The organism is Vibrio sp. MED222 (assembly GCF_000153005.1).
GTDB classification, from domain to species: domain Bacteria; phylum Pseudomonadota; class Gammaproteobacteria; order Enterobacterales; family Vibrionaceae; genus Vibrio; species Vibrio tasmaniensis_A.
The window spans coordinates 1,363,789-1,378,414 of record NZ_CH902606.1; the positions used below are offsets into that span (position 1 = coordinate 1,363,789).

Consider the following 14,626-nt stretch of genomic DNA (forward strand, 5'->3'; position numbering starts at 1 on the left):
ACATAATAAAAAGGCCAACCAGAGGTTATCTGGTTGGCCTTTACTTTTAGGTGTTTAGTTAATGTTTAGCTAAACCCTACTTTTAGTTAGCACAGCTTGCTGGGCCGATCTCTTTCCACACGCCCCATTGGCCTGTCGTTGTTGGATCTTCACCAGTTGTCCACCATTTCGCTTCCCAAACCTTACCGCCTTGAGTTACTTGGTCGCCGCCAGTGTAGACCGCATTTGAATCCCAAGCGTTAGTACAAGTACCGCCGCCTGTGGTTTTCTTAAGAACTTTCACTGAAGTAGCCGCGACTGATGTATCTGTACCATCACTCACTGTCACAGAGAAGTTCAGTACCGTGTCTTGCGTGTATTCCGCTGCGACAAAGCTTACTGAAGCGCCTTGTACTGTTGCGTTAATACCTGCTGGTAAATCCCACGTGAAGGTTAATGTGTCTTGATCCGCATCGCTCGAAGCCGAAGCATCAACCACAACAACGTCACCCGCATTGACTTCAGCCGGAGCTGCAACCACTGCTACCGGAGCGGTGTTGCTTGGGCCTGTGTCCTTAGGGTTTACCGTGACAACAACTGTGTCTGTTGACGTTGCGCCTTCGTTGTCTGTTACGGTTAGGCTGAATGTCAGAGTCTCTTGTTGTGCGACTTCCACAACATCGAAACTCGCAACAGCCGCATTCGCGCTGGCTAGCGTTACCGCCGTACCGCTTACTTGTGACCAAGCGTAGCTCGCAATCGTACCGTCACTGTCTTTTGAAGTGCTACCGTCTAGAGAAACAGAAGCAGGGCCTTCAACCGATTGATCTGCACCTGCAGCTGCCGTTGGTTTACGGTTGACAGGATCTGTCGTACCGCCCGCAAGACCTTCGTGCATCGCATTCAGAATATCGCCGTTATCCGCATCAATTTCCCAAGAGAATAGACCCGCAAGGCCAAGGCTACGAACGTATGCACCTTTTGCTTTTACTGAGCGGTCATCATCAAATGTGATCAACTTGCCTGAAGTACGGTTCCAAACGTAAGGCGCTTCTGCCATTTCGTCGTAGCCATATTCAAAGCCGTTGATGCCTTGGTTGTTTGCACCAAGCATGTTCGCTTTTATGCCTTTGTAGTCAATAACGCCATCTTCCCATACGCCTTGCGCAGAGCTGCCGGTTAGTTTGCCATTACCCACGCCTGTCATTGGATCGCTAGGATCTGAAAGTGATGACGGTAATACGCCTTCCCAACCACGACCGTACATTGCTGTACCAACCACAAGTTTGTTCGCTGGAACGCCTTGCGCAAGAAGCAATTGGATGCCGTTGTCTGTAGTGTAGGCTGGGCCAGTGTACTGTTCGCCATTTTCATCTAGCCCTGTACCATCACATTGACCCGGGCGCATGAAGTTACCGCAGTTGAGTGCTGTTTGGTGGCCTAACACGTTGTTCCAACCGCCGTAAAAGTCGTAAGTCATTGCGAAGATATAGTCCATGTATTGGATTGCTTCACCATAGTTCACGTCTTCGATCTTGTCGTGACCAACACCAATCGCAGAAGTTAGCTCGTAAGTACGACCGTTTTCCGCTTCTAGTTGATCAAGCATGGTGCGAAGCTCTGCCATGAGTGCAATGTAAGCTGGGCCATCATTCACAGGGTCACCAAGATTTGGCGCCGCACCGCCTCCACCAGGGAATTCCCAGTCAATATCGACACCGTCGTAGAATTTCCACGTGTTAAGGAATTTCTTAACCGACGCAACGAAGGTGTCACGGTTGGTTTTGGTTGTGAAATCAAAGAATGGGTCAGACAGCGTCCAGCCACCAATCGATGGGATGATCTTCAAATCAGGGTTACGCTGTTTTAGCGCCATCATCATTGCGTAGTTGCCCTTGATAGGGGAGCTGTATTCATGACCCGCTTGCGGGAAACTCTTTTGGAAAGCCGCCCAAGGGTCGTGAATCACCACTTCGTAATCGTTAACGCCCTGACATGCTGTCATTAGTGCGTTGTAACTGTTGCCGCCCACTGATTTTACTGATTCGTTAGGACCACAAATTGGGATGAAGCCATAAAGGATATGGGTCAAATTGTCAGCAGGTAGGTTATCGACTGTGTAATCACGGCCATAGATGCCCCACTCAACAAAGTAAGTACCTACTACCGTGTTTGGATCTGTGTTGTATGACTTGTTGTTTGGATCCACATTCATCGCAAGTGGTGCTAGGTGTGATCCATCGGTATCGGCAATCGTGATTTTAGCGGGTGCGCTTTTGCTACAACCTGTTTCGTCACACGCTTCAATTTCCATATCGAATAAGCCGCCTTGACCGTATTCGAATGAAGCCGTGGTTTGGCTTCCAGTGATTGGGCCCGTCGCTACTTTAACGCCATCAAAGTAGATGTTGTACGTGTTTCCTGACGTTCCGCTCCATTGGTTGAACTTAACGTCGACTTTTGCTTTATCGTGATATTTAACCATCTGGTTGTAGCCAGAGGTGGTTTCCATCGCGAGTTCAATTTTAGAAAACTGTAGGTTGTTGGAACCGTACATATCAATGCTAGGTGCTGTTGGCGCGGCCAATGCCGTACCAGATAGCGCTAGAGCAATACTCGCAGCACAGGTGTTTATACGAATCATACTATTTCTCTCATTCCTTGAAGGTTTAGAACCAAGTGGTCCTAGAATCGGCTCCCGTCAGTTTTGAAGGAGCTTCCCCGTCAGTATTCGAGAGAGTTTTAATTTCATGACTGAAAATAAATCCGTTTTCGATGGACAACTAAAAAATTGTATCTTGTTACAATTCTGTTGCTTAATGAATGAGAGGCTGAGTCCATGTTTTATAAAATAAAACCTTACTCAGAAGGAAAGTCTCATAAGTGAAATTACACGACATGAAGTTATGAAAAAGTGCGACAGGCTACAATAAAATATCGCGACTGAAGCGGTATCATAATCTGAAGCACGTCATGCCGGTGCTTGTAAAGGGGCAGGTAGTGTTGATGTAAAGGGTGTTGTTACATAGGATTTTGTTAAAACGCTATTTTTTGAATTGCTCAGCTAATACTGAGCGTCGTTGCTGCATGAGTCCTTGAGTATCACCCGCTACAGTATCTTCATACCCTTCTTTTATGAATTGTTTGGATGGTGTGTTAGGCACTAATCGCTTTAAACGAGGTGAATTATAGGTACCGCTAATGGTATAAATCGTTGGGCCTGAACCTGTGTTGATCGTGACATCGTTACCATCAAAATCAAACGAGGTACTGATGAAACGATAGTTCATCATCACACCATCATCGGAAAGTGTAAGAATATCTGTTTTGTAAGGTGGAGCACCAATCTCGATCCATGTGCCATGGACGTTACTTGGGCTTACAGATTTTTGGTAGGCTTGGTAGCCGAAATAGCCGACGGTGAGGGCAATCATAAAGCCAGCCATTAAGAAGGCGTAGAGTAACGAATTGGCCAATATATCGCTGCTTTTCGTGGTATTTTTAGCCATTATATCTTCATTTTAGTTACTCATACTGGTGATGATTCTATAAAATAAAACGATAGGTTGCAAAGGTTCTTATAAGAGTTAGAAGCAGGATCGAATGTTCTTTTGAATCAAACTGCCTCAGTGATTTTTTACCCACACATTCAGTCTTCATGCTTTGTTAAGGAATATTTACTTAGAATGATTAGGTTGTATACCCAATGCCACGCCTAAAATGATTTCATCTCGAACGAAATTTAACTTCGAAAGGTCAACAGATCCTAAGCTATATTCATTTATTTCTTGTAGGACAGTCTCGAATTGGTTAAAACAATTAGCACCTAAATTTACGCATAGGCTTATTCGTTGAGCCTAGTAATGCAATTTTGAGATAACAAGGAAGTACAATGATTAAAGAAAATACATACTTTGAAGGCGGTGTTAAGTCGTTAGCGTTTAACCAGTCTGGTGCTGATGTGAGTGTTGGTGTGATGGCCGCTGGTGAATACACATTCGGTACTGCAGCTCCGGAAAAGATGACTGTTGTTAAAGGTGCTTTAATTGTAAAGCGTGTTGGCGATGACGATTGGACGACATTCCAATCTGGTGAGTCTTTTGACGTTGCGGGTGACTCTTCATTCGATTTACAGGTTAAAGAAGCGACAGCTTACCTGTGTGAATACTTGTAGGAAGGCCTGAGTTCGTTCAACCAGAGTATCGTTTATCTATGGCTTAATAGAAAAAAACCACGCTCTAGGAGCGTGGTTAAATAAGTGATAATAACCGGCAGTGGATAGTGTCACTTGTTTTTACAGTCATCAAATGGATGACCAAATTGTTGTTCGTTGCAAAATCTCTTCAATCTTTAACTTCAATTCAAAGCTAAAAGCGCAAAGACGTCGTCAATTAGTAAGTCTCAAAAACGCCATTGTTGTAGTCCTGAATCGTCTGTTCAATTTCTTCCATCGAGTTCATGACAAACGGACCATAGTGCACAACAGGTTCATTAATCGACTCACCAGAAAAAATCAGTACACCTGAATCTTCTAAACTACTCAAAGACAGCAAGTCAGCTTTAGTGAGTAACGCAAGTTGACCTTGGTTGATGACTTTATCACCGATCTTAATACTGCCTCGGTACACGTAAGTCATGGCATTGTGATTAACATCTATCCCTAATGTTATTTTTTGCCCAGAATGAGATCGCCAATCCGCTACACTTAACGGCACACCTGTTTGTTGCAGTGGGCCTTGCGTTCGTAAAGCCTCTACATCATGGTCAGCTAGGTTATGCAGTTCGAATACACCAGCAATAACTCTCAATAAACCATTTTGTTCACTTTGATGCTCCGCGATGCTTTCACTTTGGAAGTCGTGATATTGCGCTGGTTGCATTTTGTGTGTTGCAGGTTGGTTTATCCAAATCTGAAATCCATGCAGTGCACCTTCTTCCATCATTGGCATTTCGCTGTGAATCACACCACGACCCGCGGCCATCCACTGTGCACCACCGCTGCGAAGCTCTCCAACATTCCTCATGTGGTCTTTGTGCTGGAAGTGACCTCGCAGCATGTAAGTGAGCGTTTCTATCCCACGGTGAGGGTGTGGAGGAAAGCCGCCAACATAATCTTTGCTTTCATCCGACTTAAGTTCATCAATCATCAAAAATGGAGAGAAACGCGTGTTATTGAAACCAGCAAGTCTTTGTATTTTTACGCCATCACCATCGGAGGTAGCGTGTGCTGCAATCACATGATCTACTGCTCTTACACTCGTCATTTTGAAATCCTCATAAACTTGAATAGCTGTAGTTTATGTAATTTGATTTAAAAAGAAGATGGCACAGTGTTGAGTGACTTATTCGAAAATTTTGAACAGGTAAGAATATGAAATTATGTCTATACTTGAATAGAGAGCAGACCGCCAAGGAGGCCGCTATGGCAGTACAGCAAAAACATGGCGAAAGGCAAGGTCGGATGGGCTTTGATAACGATTTTACAACGGAGCAAGGTCAGCGTTTTACAGAGGTTGCGAATAAAGCGGTTAAGCGCCGTGTTAGAAAGCACCAAGCAGATGGGCCTTTTATACACTCGGCCAAGCAAGCCGCTTTTAAAACCGTTGCTAAATCTAAGAACGAAAACCGAAATTTAGTACGACAAGTCGTATGGATTATTGTTATTGGCTTAGTGAGTTTATGGGCCATGTATATGGCAGGCTAGCGTGGACGCGTTTTTAATAACGTAACATTGTTCCCTTCGACCTTCGCTTCAAGACAACCTTCAAGCTCAGATGATTCCGATTCTGAGAAGGCGAGGTTCGTTGGTAGCTCTTCTATCAAGGTTGATACGGGATTATCGTGATAATAAGCGTATCGATTTTTTCCTGAATGTTTGGCAACATACATCGCTTTATCAGCACATCTCGTCAGCTCATGTAATTCTTGAGCATCTTGCGGGTACAACGAAACCCCAACACTGAGTGTCAATTCCTTGATTCTCTCGTTTGTCTGGCAACCACTTTCGAATAGCCCACAAATCCGATCTAAAATACCGTCTAGATCTTTGCGAGTTGGTACATCGTAGAGCATCAAAACAAACTCATCTCCAGCAAAGCGCGCAATCGAATAATCGTATTCATGACTTACCCTGTCTCTGGTTCGGATGTTGTTGCTCAAACGATTCGCAAAATGCTGCAAAACACTGTCTCCGACGTCGTGCCCGTAGCTATCATTAATGCCTTTAAAGTCATCTATGTCCAAAAAAACTAATGCAGTCAGTGAGCGTTCACTATCCACTGTCGCAAGTTTTTCTGTCGCCCAGCGTTCAAAGCTCCAACGGTTTGCCAAGCCTGTTAGTTGATCTCTATAGGCCAGATCTTCAATCCCCTCTTTATATAGGCGTTGAATATAACTGACGGCTTTTGTGTAGTAATAAGCTGATGTGTGACATACCAAGCTCATTGTAAATAAGCTAAGAATAAATCGGTGTGAGCTGCTAAAAGGTAAAGAAAAGCTGCTAGGCATCGCTGTAATCAAGGTGCTGATAAATACACAAAATGAGGTACTGAATATAATGCCAATTCTAAAATCGTTTATGAAAATAACGGCAGCCAAAATCGGGTAGAGCCAAAGTGTCCGCTCGGGAATGGCGTGACTGTACAAGAATAGGATGACTCCTTGAACGAGCAGAACACCACTTAGAATCAATTCTGAATACTCAGCGGCAGTGACTTTTTTCACGTAAAATGCATTGGAGATAGCGATAAGTGCAAAACACAGTTCGAAAATTGATAGCGTGTAATGCTGACCTTGGAAGTAAGCCCAAGTGTAGAATGTGAATAACGCAGCGGCAGCCAGTGAAAAGGAGTGGACAATTTTTTGCTTGCGAGTGGATCGTATGTCCGCCATTTCTTCTAGGTGTCTGCCGACCAGCCTTTTCATGTGATTTGTGCCAAAGATTTCGATAATTGGTGTTAATAGTAGATTAAATAAAAGTGATAGCAGAGTGTTAGTGGTCTTTTTATTGTGACTACTATCAAGATTTCATATTTAAATAATAAGTGGCTCATAATAAATAGTGACGCGTGTCACTAACGGTGCGGACATGTCCGAGAGTGAGACCATTAAAGTTCGAGTTGCAATAATTGACTTGGCTGTTATCTACTTGCTTTCCAATGCGTTACTCAACATAGTTTGTAGATAGCTAATGTTTATAGATACCTAAATTTGATAGAGGCTCATAATGTTAATTACCTTTAGTTGCAAAGCTCATGCTAGCGTCACGATGTTTGGTGAAGTCGGTCTTCAGTTCATTAAGATGCTTGGACATAGTGGCACGATCCCAGGAGCAATTGATGCTTCAGAGGTTTCTCAAGCGTTAAGCAATTTGCGTGCTGCGATCGCCGCTGAGCAGAGCAAGCAGGTAGAACAAGAAAATACCGATGATAACAGTGAAGAAGCGGTTGTTGAAGCGCCTGTTAATATCGGTAGCCGAGCTTTCCCGTTAGTTGAACTATTGAAAGCGGCCATTAAAGACGAATGCGAAGTGATGTGGGAAGACGGTAGCGGTAAGCGATTGTAAGAGTATTCGAGCTCTTCGAATCAGAAAACAAACGTTTTCATAGGTTGACTAATAAATGCAAACTGAAACAATACGCTGCATTTATAGAAGTGTGTTGATCTAAAGGAAATTTGATGAGCTCTTATTCTCACGTTCGCAGTTACGCCAGTTTATTCAGTGCCTTATCGTTGGCGCTTGCATCAGCTCCGAGTGCCGCTGATATATCAACAACGCCCGTCATTGGTGGCGTGTTTAGCTCCAGTGAAGTGTTGAAAAATCAGGTGCTTTCAAGCCTAAGTTATTCTGCCAAACTCACTCGTGATGCAGCTCTTTTCACCATTGGTGGCGTCACATTAGATGCGTACATTCTCGCTCTCCCTCTAGATGTCAAAACAAAAGCCAGAGTCGTTGCTCAGTTATCTAACCCGACGTACTCAATTCCTTTGGGTTATTTTCTCTATAGTTATTACGACCGCTATTCAGGCTTGGGCAGTGAAGATGTGTTCAAATCTTACTTGTCGACGGTTTATGATAAGCAGGCGCTAAAGGGTTTTGAACATAGCCTCTATCATGTTGGAGATAAGCCAACCTCAGAGCATCGCGAGCCAGATACCTCGACTGAAGCAACGGGACATCATGAAGGTATTCGTATCGATGAACAGTTCATTGCCAACATGGTGGTTATCTACGATGCGTTATTCGAAATTGGTGTTTGGCAGGATATGGACACCCTCCCTGATAACTACACCTATTTAACGAACAGCCCTGAAGATTTGGCGATCATCGCTCAGATTCAACCGATCATCGTTGATTTGATCGGTAAAGCGGCATTGGGAATGGAAGACGGCGACATGAAGTCTGCAATGTTGGCGATTGCAGAAGATGGTAAACCAGAAAACGCTGATAAGCCGAATAACAAAGCACAAGCTCTTACCATCACGCTTATTGATTTTGTGCGCTTAAACTTGCTGAAAGCCTACCGACAGTTTGTGTTTAAAGAAGAACGCGCAGCAGCGCTAGATGATTGGATGCAGCAAGCGTTCAGTGACCAGCCTGATGCGCTCATTCAATTCTTAGAATCCCAACAGCAAAAACGTTTTGCGGTCCAAGTGACCGTCGATGGTTTACAGCAAGGATTGCTCGAGGGGTTAGTCGATGAGAATGCGCCTTTCATCTCAGTGGCTTACCAAAATCATAAAAACCGAGCGCAATACAAACCTCAGCTAGAAACGGTGATTGAGCCTGAGCATCAACAGCAGGTTCGGTTCATGGAAGTTCTATCAGAACAAACCTACCGTGATCCGAATTACCTTCCGTTCTTCAAAAGTCTCTATCAAGAGCATCGAGGCAATATTAGCCGAGTGGGTATCTCTTCAACTCCCACAATCAGCGTACGTAACCTACCTATCATTAAAACGGGCGCAAAAGTGTCTGGTAACGGTGGTACGGGTATCCCTAATTTCCACTTTGTTGACCGAGAGATCGACCGAGCTTATTACTTCTTCGGCAATGATGCCCTGCAATTGGATGTGTTGATGGCAAACAACAAGGTGCAGACCATGTTTGATCGCCTTGATTACCTCAAAACGCTGAACTGCAACGCTCAATATGATTGGAATGCTCACACCACTTACGATGGGCTAGTAAACCTAGGTTTGGGTGAGTCACTGCGTGATTATGGTGAGAAACGTTGCGTTAAAGAGCTTCAAGAACGTTCAGAAGTCGAAGTGGTTTTGCAAGAAAAGCGTCAAGCTTTGATTGAAGATATTGAAGCGTATCAGTCTATATCTGGCTTTGATTTTTTCACTAAGTTTTCAAAGAGAGCTCTGGTTAAACAGTCGATCACTCAGTTTGCCGAGTTAGATGGAAAAGGGATGCCAGACTACACCTTGGTGTATAACCCATGGCCGGATCACTTCGCGCACTTTACCGGTCCTTTTAGTGACGAAATTCTGATGCCGACTGGAGAGCTTAACCGACTGGACTATTGGATTCGCCAGATTGAAGCGACCTACCGCAGTGCTGGCGTTTACGATAAAACGCTATGGGGCATGGCTGGGGATCATGGTTTAACGCCGGTGTTCTACGCGCTCAATCCCGAAAAGCAGGTATTTGAAGGCTTACAAGCAGAGCTAGATTATCCAATTGTGGTTAAGAAAATATCTTCGGACGAGGGGGAAGGGCCTAAAATCACCAATGCGCTAAGCTACCCAAGCTCGAAGGAATTGGATGTGGTGGTTGCCTCGACTGCTGGTGGTAACTTCATGATGGACTTCTTTAATTCGGCTCAAGGGTGGCAGGTTCAGCCTGTTTACCAAGAACTCACGCAGTGGTCTCCGATTGCAGCGCCAGCTGGTCAGAACATAGACATCATTAATCAGATAGCGCAACGCTTGCCTGAGAGTCTTGATTATATGGTCGTAAGAGAAAGCACATGTGATCAACAACGTTGCGCTGTTCGTGTGATTGGCAACCGTGATTTAAAACGGGTCGATGAATTGATCACACGTGAAGGTGACAAGCTTTTCTATGAGTCATTGGAAGACAACCGAGCGCCAATTTTGCTCAATACGCAAAGGTTAAATCCATACCTAGCATCACCAAGCGAAGCTGATTTTTCACAGTACTCTCAATTAGTAGAAAAGTGTATTAACCGAGCGGTTAAGGCGGATGTGACAACGTGGTGTAGCAGTGCTGAGTGGACTTCATTGACGCAACCCACACCTCGACCAGATTCAGTAAATCAACTGGCTAATATCTACCTTGAAGATAGGGCTGGCACGGTTAACTTGTTCCCTAAAGCAGGAATTGGCTACAACACCAAGGTACCAGGGCGTCATGCTGGTGAGGATTACTTAGAGAAAGATGCCTTCATCGGATTCTGGGGAGCGCCAATTGGCGATAAGTCTCAGCAATTGAAAATCGAAGCTAACGGATCTTTAGCGCCAACGCTGTTTGAGTATTTGACCGGAGAACCTGTGGTCGAAGGCGAGAACGGTTGGGGTTTTCCGTCGTTGCTGAATAAGTTGGATGTGTCTAAGAATAATTAAACTCTATTATCTATCGTTTAGGTTACGATACCGTAAAGCGAATCTAATGTGGCTTTTATTAGCCACTTTAGACTTCAATCAACTGCTCAATACAATCGATGTTTAGTTTGCTTGGGGCACCTACTAAATATCTTAACTAACGACACCTTTCCAATACCTCTTCACGACATAACACATTTTAAATAAAGTGATGCTGTTCACGCTTTCTTGACTCCCAATTCTGAACTAAGAATTTTTCCTAGTTATTCTAAGACCCTCTCTCATGCGGTCGCTTTTTAGACTCCTTATTATTTCATCATCGAATTGCAAAGAGTGCATGGTCAGTAATGTTCCGTGCAGACCTCATCAATAATAAGAGAGTTCACAATGTTAAAGTTCCTAGATCAGGTTAGAAAACCGACGCTGGATCTTCCGGTCGAAACTAGAAGAAAAATGTGGTTTAAACCATTCCTACAATCGTACCTAGTCGTATTCATTGGCTATTTGACCATGTATTTAATCCGTAAGAACTTCAATGTCGCGCAAAACGACATGATTTCTACTTATGGATTATCAATGACCGATCTAGGTCTTATTGGTCTTGGCTTTTCAATTACTTATGGTATTGGTAAAACGGTTGTTTCCTACTACGCGGATGGCAAAAACACCAAGCAGTTCCTGCCATTCATGCTTATCCTATCTGGCCTTGCCATGTTGGGCTTTAGCTTCAGCTTGGGTGGCGGCAGCGCTAGCTTATTCATGATGGTTGCCTTCTACGCATTGAGTGGTTTCTTTCAAAGTACCGGTGGTCCTTCAAGTTATTCGACTATTACTAAATGGACGCCTCGTAATAAGCGTGGGTCGTATTTAGGTCTTTGGAACATGTCACACAACGTAGGTGGTGCAGGTGCTGCTGGTGTAGCGCTGTTTGGCGCTAACTACTTTTTTGATGGCAACGTAATTGGTATGTTCGTGTTCCCATCGATCATCGCGATTGTGGTTGGTTTTATTGGGATGCGTTTCGGTAACGACTCTCCAGAAGCATACGGTTTAGGTACAGTTGAAGAGTTGTTTGACGAAGAAATCAGCGAAGAAGATACTATTGCTGAAGAAAATCAAATGACTAAGAAAGAGATCTTTGTTGAATATATCCTTAAAAACAAAGTGATCTGGTTACTCTGCTTCGCGAATATCTTTTTGTACATTGTTCGTATCGGTATCGATCAATGGTCAACAGTTTATGCGTATCAAGAGTTAGGTCTATCAAAAGAAACGGCTATTTCAGGCTTTACTCTGTTTGAAGTTGGCGCTCTGGTCGGTACATTAATGTGGGGTTATTTATCAGACCTTGCTAACGGACGTCGTGCTTTAGTTGCTTGTGTATCGCTTGGACTGATTATTGTATCTCTAGAGTTTTATCAGCATGCAACGAGCGAGTTCATGTACCTAGCATCACTATTCGTACTTGGCTTCCTAGTATTCGGTCCTCAGCTGTTGATTGGTGTTGCTGCGGTAGGTTTTGTTCCTAAGAAAGCAATCAGTGTGGCTGATGGCGTGAAAGGCACATTTGCTTACCTAATTGGTGACAGTTTTGCCAAACTTGGCCTAGGCATGATTGCAGACGGAACGCCTATTTTCGGCTTAACAGGTTGGAAAGGGACATTTGCAGCACTCGATACTTCTGCTGCCATTTGTATTGTTTTACTGTTGTTCGTTGCTATTGCGGAAGAGAAGAAGATTCGTCACGCGAAGAAGATGCACCTAGCGGCTCAAAACGCGTAGCTTGTCTGAGTACTTGTTCTCGCAAAGAGAGTTTCGGGTAGATAGTTTCACGTGCTTTATTGGTTTAAAGCACGTGAGATCATACCAATCGTTAGTTCGATTCAGTATCATCTCTACCAATAAACTTAATTTTAGATAGCTCCTGTTGGGGCTATTTTTCTTTCTCACTCTTAATTTTGGTTAATATCATGATTAATGTTGCGCTTGTTGATGACCACGTCATTGTTCGATCTGGCTTCGCTCAATTACTCAGTCTTGAAACTGATATAACGGTCGTGGGGGAGTTTAACTCTGCGGCAGAAGCGCGCCTCGGACTGCCAAGTTGTCACCCTGATGTCGTTATCTTGGATATTTCAATGCAAGATGAAAGTGGCCTGAGCTTATTGGAAGAGATTCCATCTGGCATTGCTAGTATTATGTTGAGCGTACATGACTCTCCGGCGATGGTTGAAAAGTCATTAGAGTTAGGAGCTAAAGGTTATCTCAGTAAACGCTGTAGCCCTGATGAGTTAATTCAGGCCGTACACACGAGCGCAAATGGCGGCTGCTACCTTACGCCAGATATCGCCATAAAACTTGCGACACCAATGAAGAATAAAGCCTCGTTAAATCAGCTCACCCGCAGGGAAAGCGAAGTGTGCCAGTTATTGGCGACAGGGCTCGACGTGAAATCTATTGCTGTCGAGTTAGGGGTTAGCCATAAAACGGTACATGTGCACCGTGCCAATGCCATGGACAAACTCAATGTTAAGAACAACGTTGAGTTAGCTAAATTGTTCGCTCAAGACCAGTACTAATGCGTTCTTATCTAGCCACCTCCTTATGCGGGGTTTTTATGGCTGGCTGTGCATGGTTCTGTTTATGGGTTATTGCCTTCTATTTCATTAATGACCCTGAGTTAGCCATTCTGCTTTTCCCATTCTCACTCCGGTTAGGAATGACGCTGCACACTCGCACTCACTATTGGCCTGCTATCTATATTGCAGAGTGGGGGCTCGCGATTGCCCTAGCTCTCCTACTTGATGAACCTCAATGGCTGACGATACTAATCGCCAGTGGACTAAGTATTCCAGCCACTCTATTTGCCAAACGTTATTATTCTGGTGACCTGAATCGTCACTTGTTGGTGATGGCGAGCTTAATCATGGTCACAGCACTCATCAATGTTGCCGCGGTCAGTTCTCATGTTCCGGCTGTTTACATGGTGTGGTTGGTGAGCACCACAGGTGGTTTGATGTTAGTGCCGATGTGTTATCTGGTATGGAATTACCTATTCCAAAATAAGTGGGCGCCACTGAGCTCTTACTTAATCAACAATGTCATTGAGTTCAAAATCCGTCACATCGCTTTATACAGCCTCTTGTTGGTCGTCAGTATTTTGATACAAACCAGTTTGCCAGATGAGCTAAGGCGCTTCGCCCCGTTCTGTATGGCTATCCCTATTATCTTGCTCGCCGTTCGTTATGGATGGCAAGGCGCCTTGCTCGCTACCCTGCTAAATAGCGTCGCGTTGATTGCAGCCCACAGTGGCACGTCCAAACTCGAAATTACTGATTTACTCTTGTCTCTTTCCGCTCAGACCATCACAGGTATTTTGCTTGGTTTAGCTGTTCAAAAACAAAAAGATCTCAACTCGAAATTACGCAGTGAGCTCTCTAGGAATCAAAACCTTTCCCGTCAGCTAATCACGGCTGAAGAATCGGTTCGTCGTGATATTGCCCGTGAGTTACATGATGAGATAGGCCAGAACATCACGGCAATTCGGACTCAAGCGAGCATTATCAAACGTGTCGATGCGGCTGAAATGAGCGTTCGCTGTGCTGGTACGATTGAATCATTGTCGTTGAATGTTTATGACACCACCAAGCGTTTGCTAACAAAGCTAAGACCAAAAATGTTGGACGACCTTGACCTGAAGGACTCCGTTGAACAGCTCATACGGGAAATGGAGTTTTCAGATCACGGCGTTGATATCCAGCTAAATTGGCACGGTGACTACTCATGTTTGAGTGACACGCTCAAGGTTACTCTCTTCCGACTGTGCCAAGAGTCTTTAAACAATGCCCACAAATATGCTGAAGCAAGTGAAATTAGAATAGAACTGATTCTAGATGATCAAGCTTATCTTCGAATTACAGACAATGGTGTTGGTTTTACAGCGCAGGATCTTCTCAAAGGAATGGGTGTTCGTGGTATGCAAGAGCGTGTTCAGGCGCTCGGTGGCAAGATGGCAATCAACGCTAATGACTCTTCTTCGGGTACTAATATCAGCGTTACATTACCTAAAGTGTGA

Annotated in this window: 11 protein-coding genes; 7 read left to right on the plus strand and 4 right to left on the minus strand. The window is 44.2% G+C overall.

What is annotated here, in order from left to right:
• Nucleotides 1-82: 82 nt before the first annotated feature.
• Together MED222_RS15670 and MED222_RS15665 are read right to left on the minus strand one after the other, a co-directional pair.
• A complete protein-coding gene (locus MED222_RS15670) occupies nt 83-2,623 on the minus strand; it encodes a glycosyl hydrolase family 18 protein (protein ID WP_009846123.1) in 2,541 nt (846 codons plus the stop codon).
• Nucleotides 2,624-3,023: 400 nt separating this feature from the next.
• Nucleotides 3,024-3,488 carry a DUF2850 domain-containing protein gene (locus MED222_RS15665; protein WP_009846124.1) on the minus strand — a complete coding sequence of 155 codons (465 nt, stop codon included), beginning with the start codon at nt 3,486-3,488 and terminating at the stop codon, nt 3,024-3,026.
• Nucleotides 3,489-3,871: 383 nt separating this feature from the next.
• Here MED222_RS15665 and ppnP point away from each other — a divergent pair, with 383 nt between their 5' ends.
• Nucleotides 3,872-4,153 (plus strand): pyrimidine/purine nucleoside phosphorylase, encoded by a 282-nt coding sequence (ppnP, locus tag MED222_RS15660; protein ID WP_009846125.1) that lies wholly within the window; start codon nt 3,872-3,874, stop codon nt 4,151-4,153.
• Nucleotides 4,154-4,370: 217 nt separating this feature from the next.
• Here the strand turns inward: ppnP and MED222_RS15655 are convergent, their stop codons facing one another.
• Nucleotides 4,371-5,243 carry a pirin family protein gene (locus MED222_RS15655; RefSeq protein WP_009846126.1) on the minus strand — a complete coding sequence of 291 codons (873 nt, stop codon included), beginning with the start codon at nt 5,241-5,243 and terminating at the stop codon, nt 4,371-4,373.
• A 158-nt stretch (nt 5,244-5,401) separates the two neighbouring features.
• Between MED222_RS15655 and MED222_RS15650 the strand changes: the two genes are divergently transcribed.
• Entirely contained in the window at nt 5,402-5,683 is a 282-nt protein-coding gene (locus MED222_RS15650; protein WP_009846127.1) for a hypothetical protein, read from the plus strand.
• Here MED222_RS15650 and MED222_RS15645 read toward each other — a convergent pair.
• Nucleotides 5,680-6,870, minus strand: coding sequence for a GGDEF domain-containing protein (locus MED222_RS15645; protein ID WP_032499235.1), 1,191 nt, complete (start codon nt 6,868-6,870; stop codon nt 5,680-5,682). The two genes, MED222_RS15650 and MED222_RS15645, sit on opposite strands and share 4 nt — an antisense overlap.
• 334 nt (nt 6,871-7,204) lie before the next feature.
• On the opposite strand from MED222_RS15645, the gene MED222_RS15640 reads away from it, so the two are divergent.
• The 5 genes from MED222_RS15640 to uhpB all read left to right on the plus strand — a co-directional run bounded on the left by MED222_RS15640 (nt 7,205) and on the right by uhpB (nt 14,626).
• Complete coding sequence (locus MED222_RS15640; RefSeq protein WP_009846129.1) at nt 7,205-7,543, plus strand: DUF1840 domain-containing protein; 339 nt, start codon at nt 7,205-7,207, stop codon at nt 7,541-7,543.
• A gap of 113 nt (nt 7,544-7,656) precedes the next feature.
• Nucleotides 7,657-10,572 (plus strand): alkaline phosphatase family protein, encoded by a 2,916-nt coding sequence (locus MED222_RS15635; RefSeq protein ID WP_009846130.1) that lies wholly within the window; start codon nt 7,657-7,659, stop codon nt 10,570-10,572.
• 366 nt (nt 10,573-10,938) lie between these two features.
• A complete protein-coding gene (gene uhpT / locus MED222_RS15630) occupies nt 10,939-12,333 on the plus strand; it encodes a hexose-6-phosphate:phosphate antiporter (protein WP_009846131.1) in 1,395 nt (464 codons plus the stop codon).
• Nucleotides 12,334-12,521: 188 nt separating this feature from the next.
• Nucleotides 12,522-13,130, plus strand: coding sequence for a transcriptional regulator UhpA (gene uhpA, locus MED222_RS15625; protein WP_009846132.1), 609 nt, complete (start codon nt 12,522-12,524; stop codon nt 13,128-13,130).
• Nucleotides 13,130-14,626, plus strand: coding sequence for a signal transduction histidine-protein kinase/phosphatase UhpB (gene uhpB / locus MED222_RS15620; RefSeq protein ID WP_032555108.1), 1,497 nt, complete (start codon nt 13,130-13,132; stop codon nt 14,624-14,626). The genes uhpA and uhpB overlap by 1 nt, the downstream gene beginning before the upstream one ends.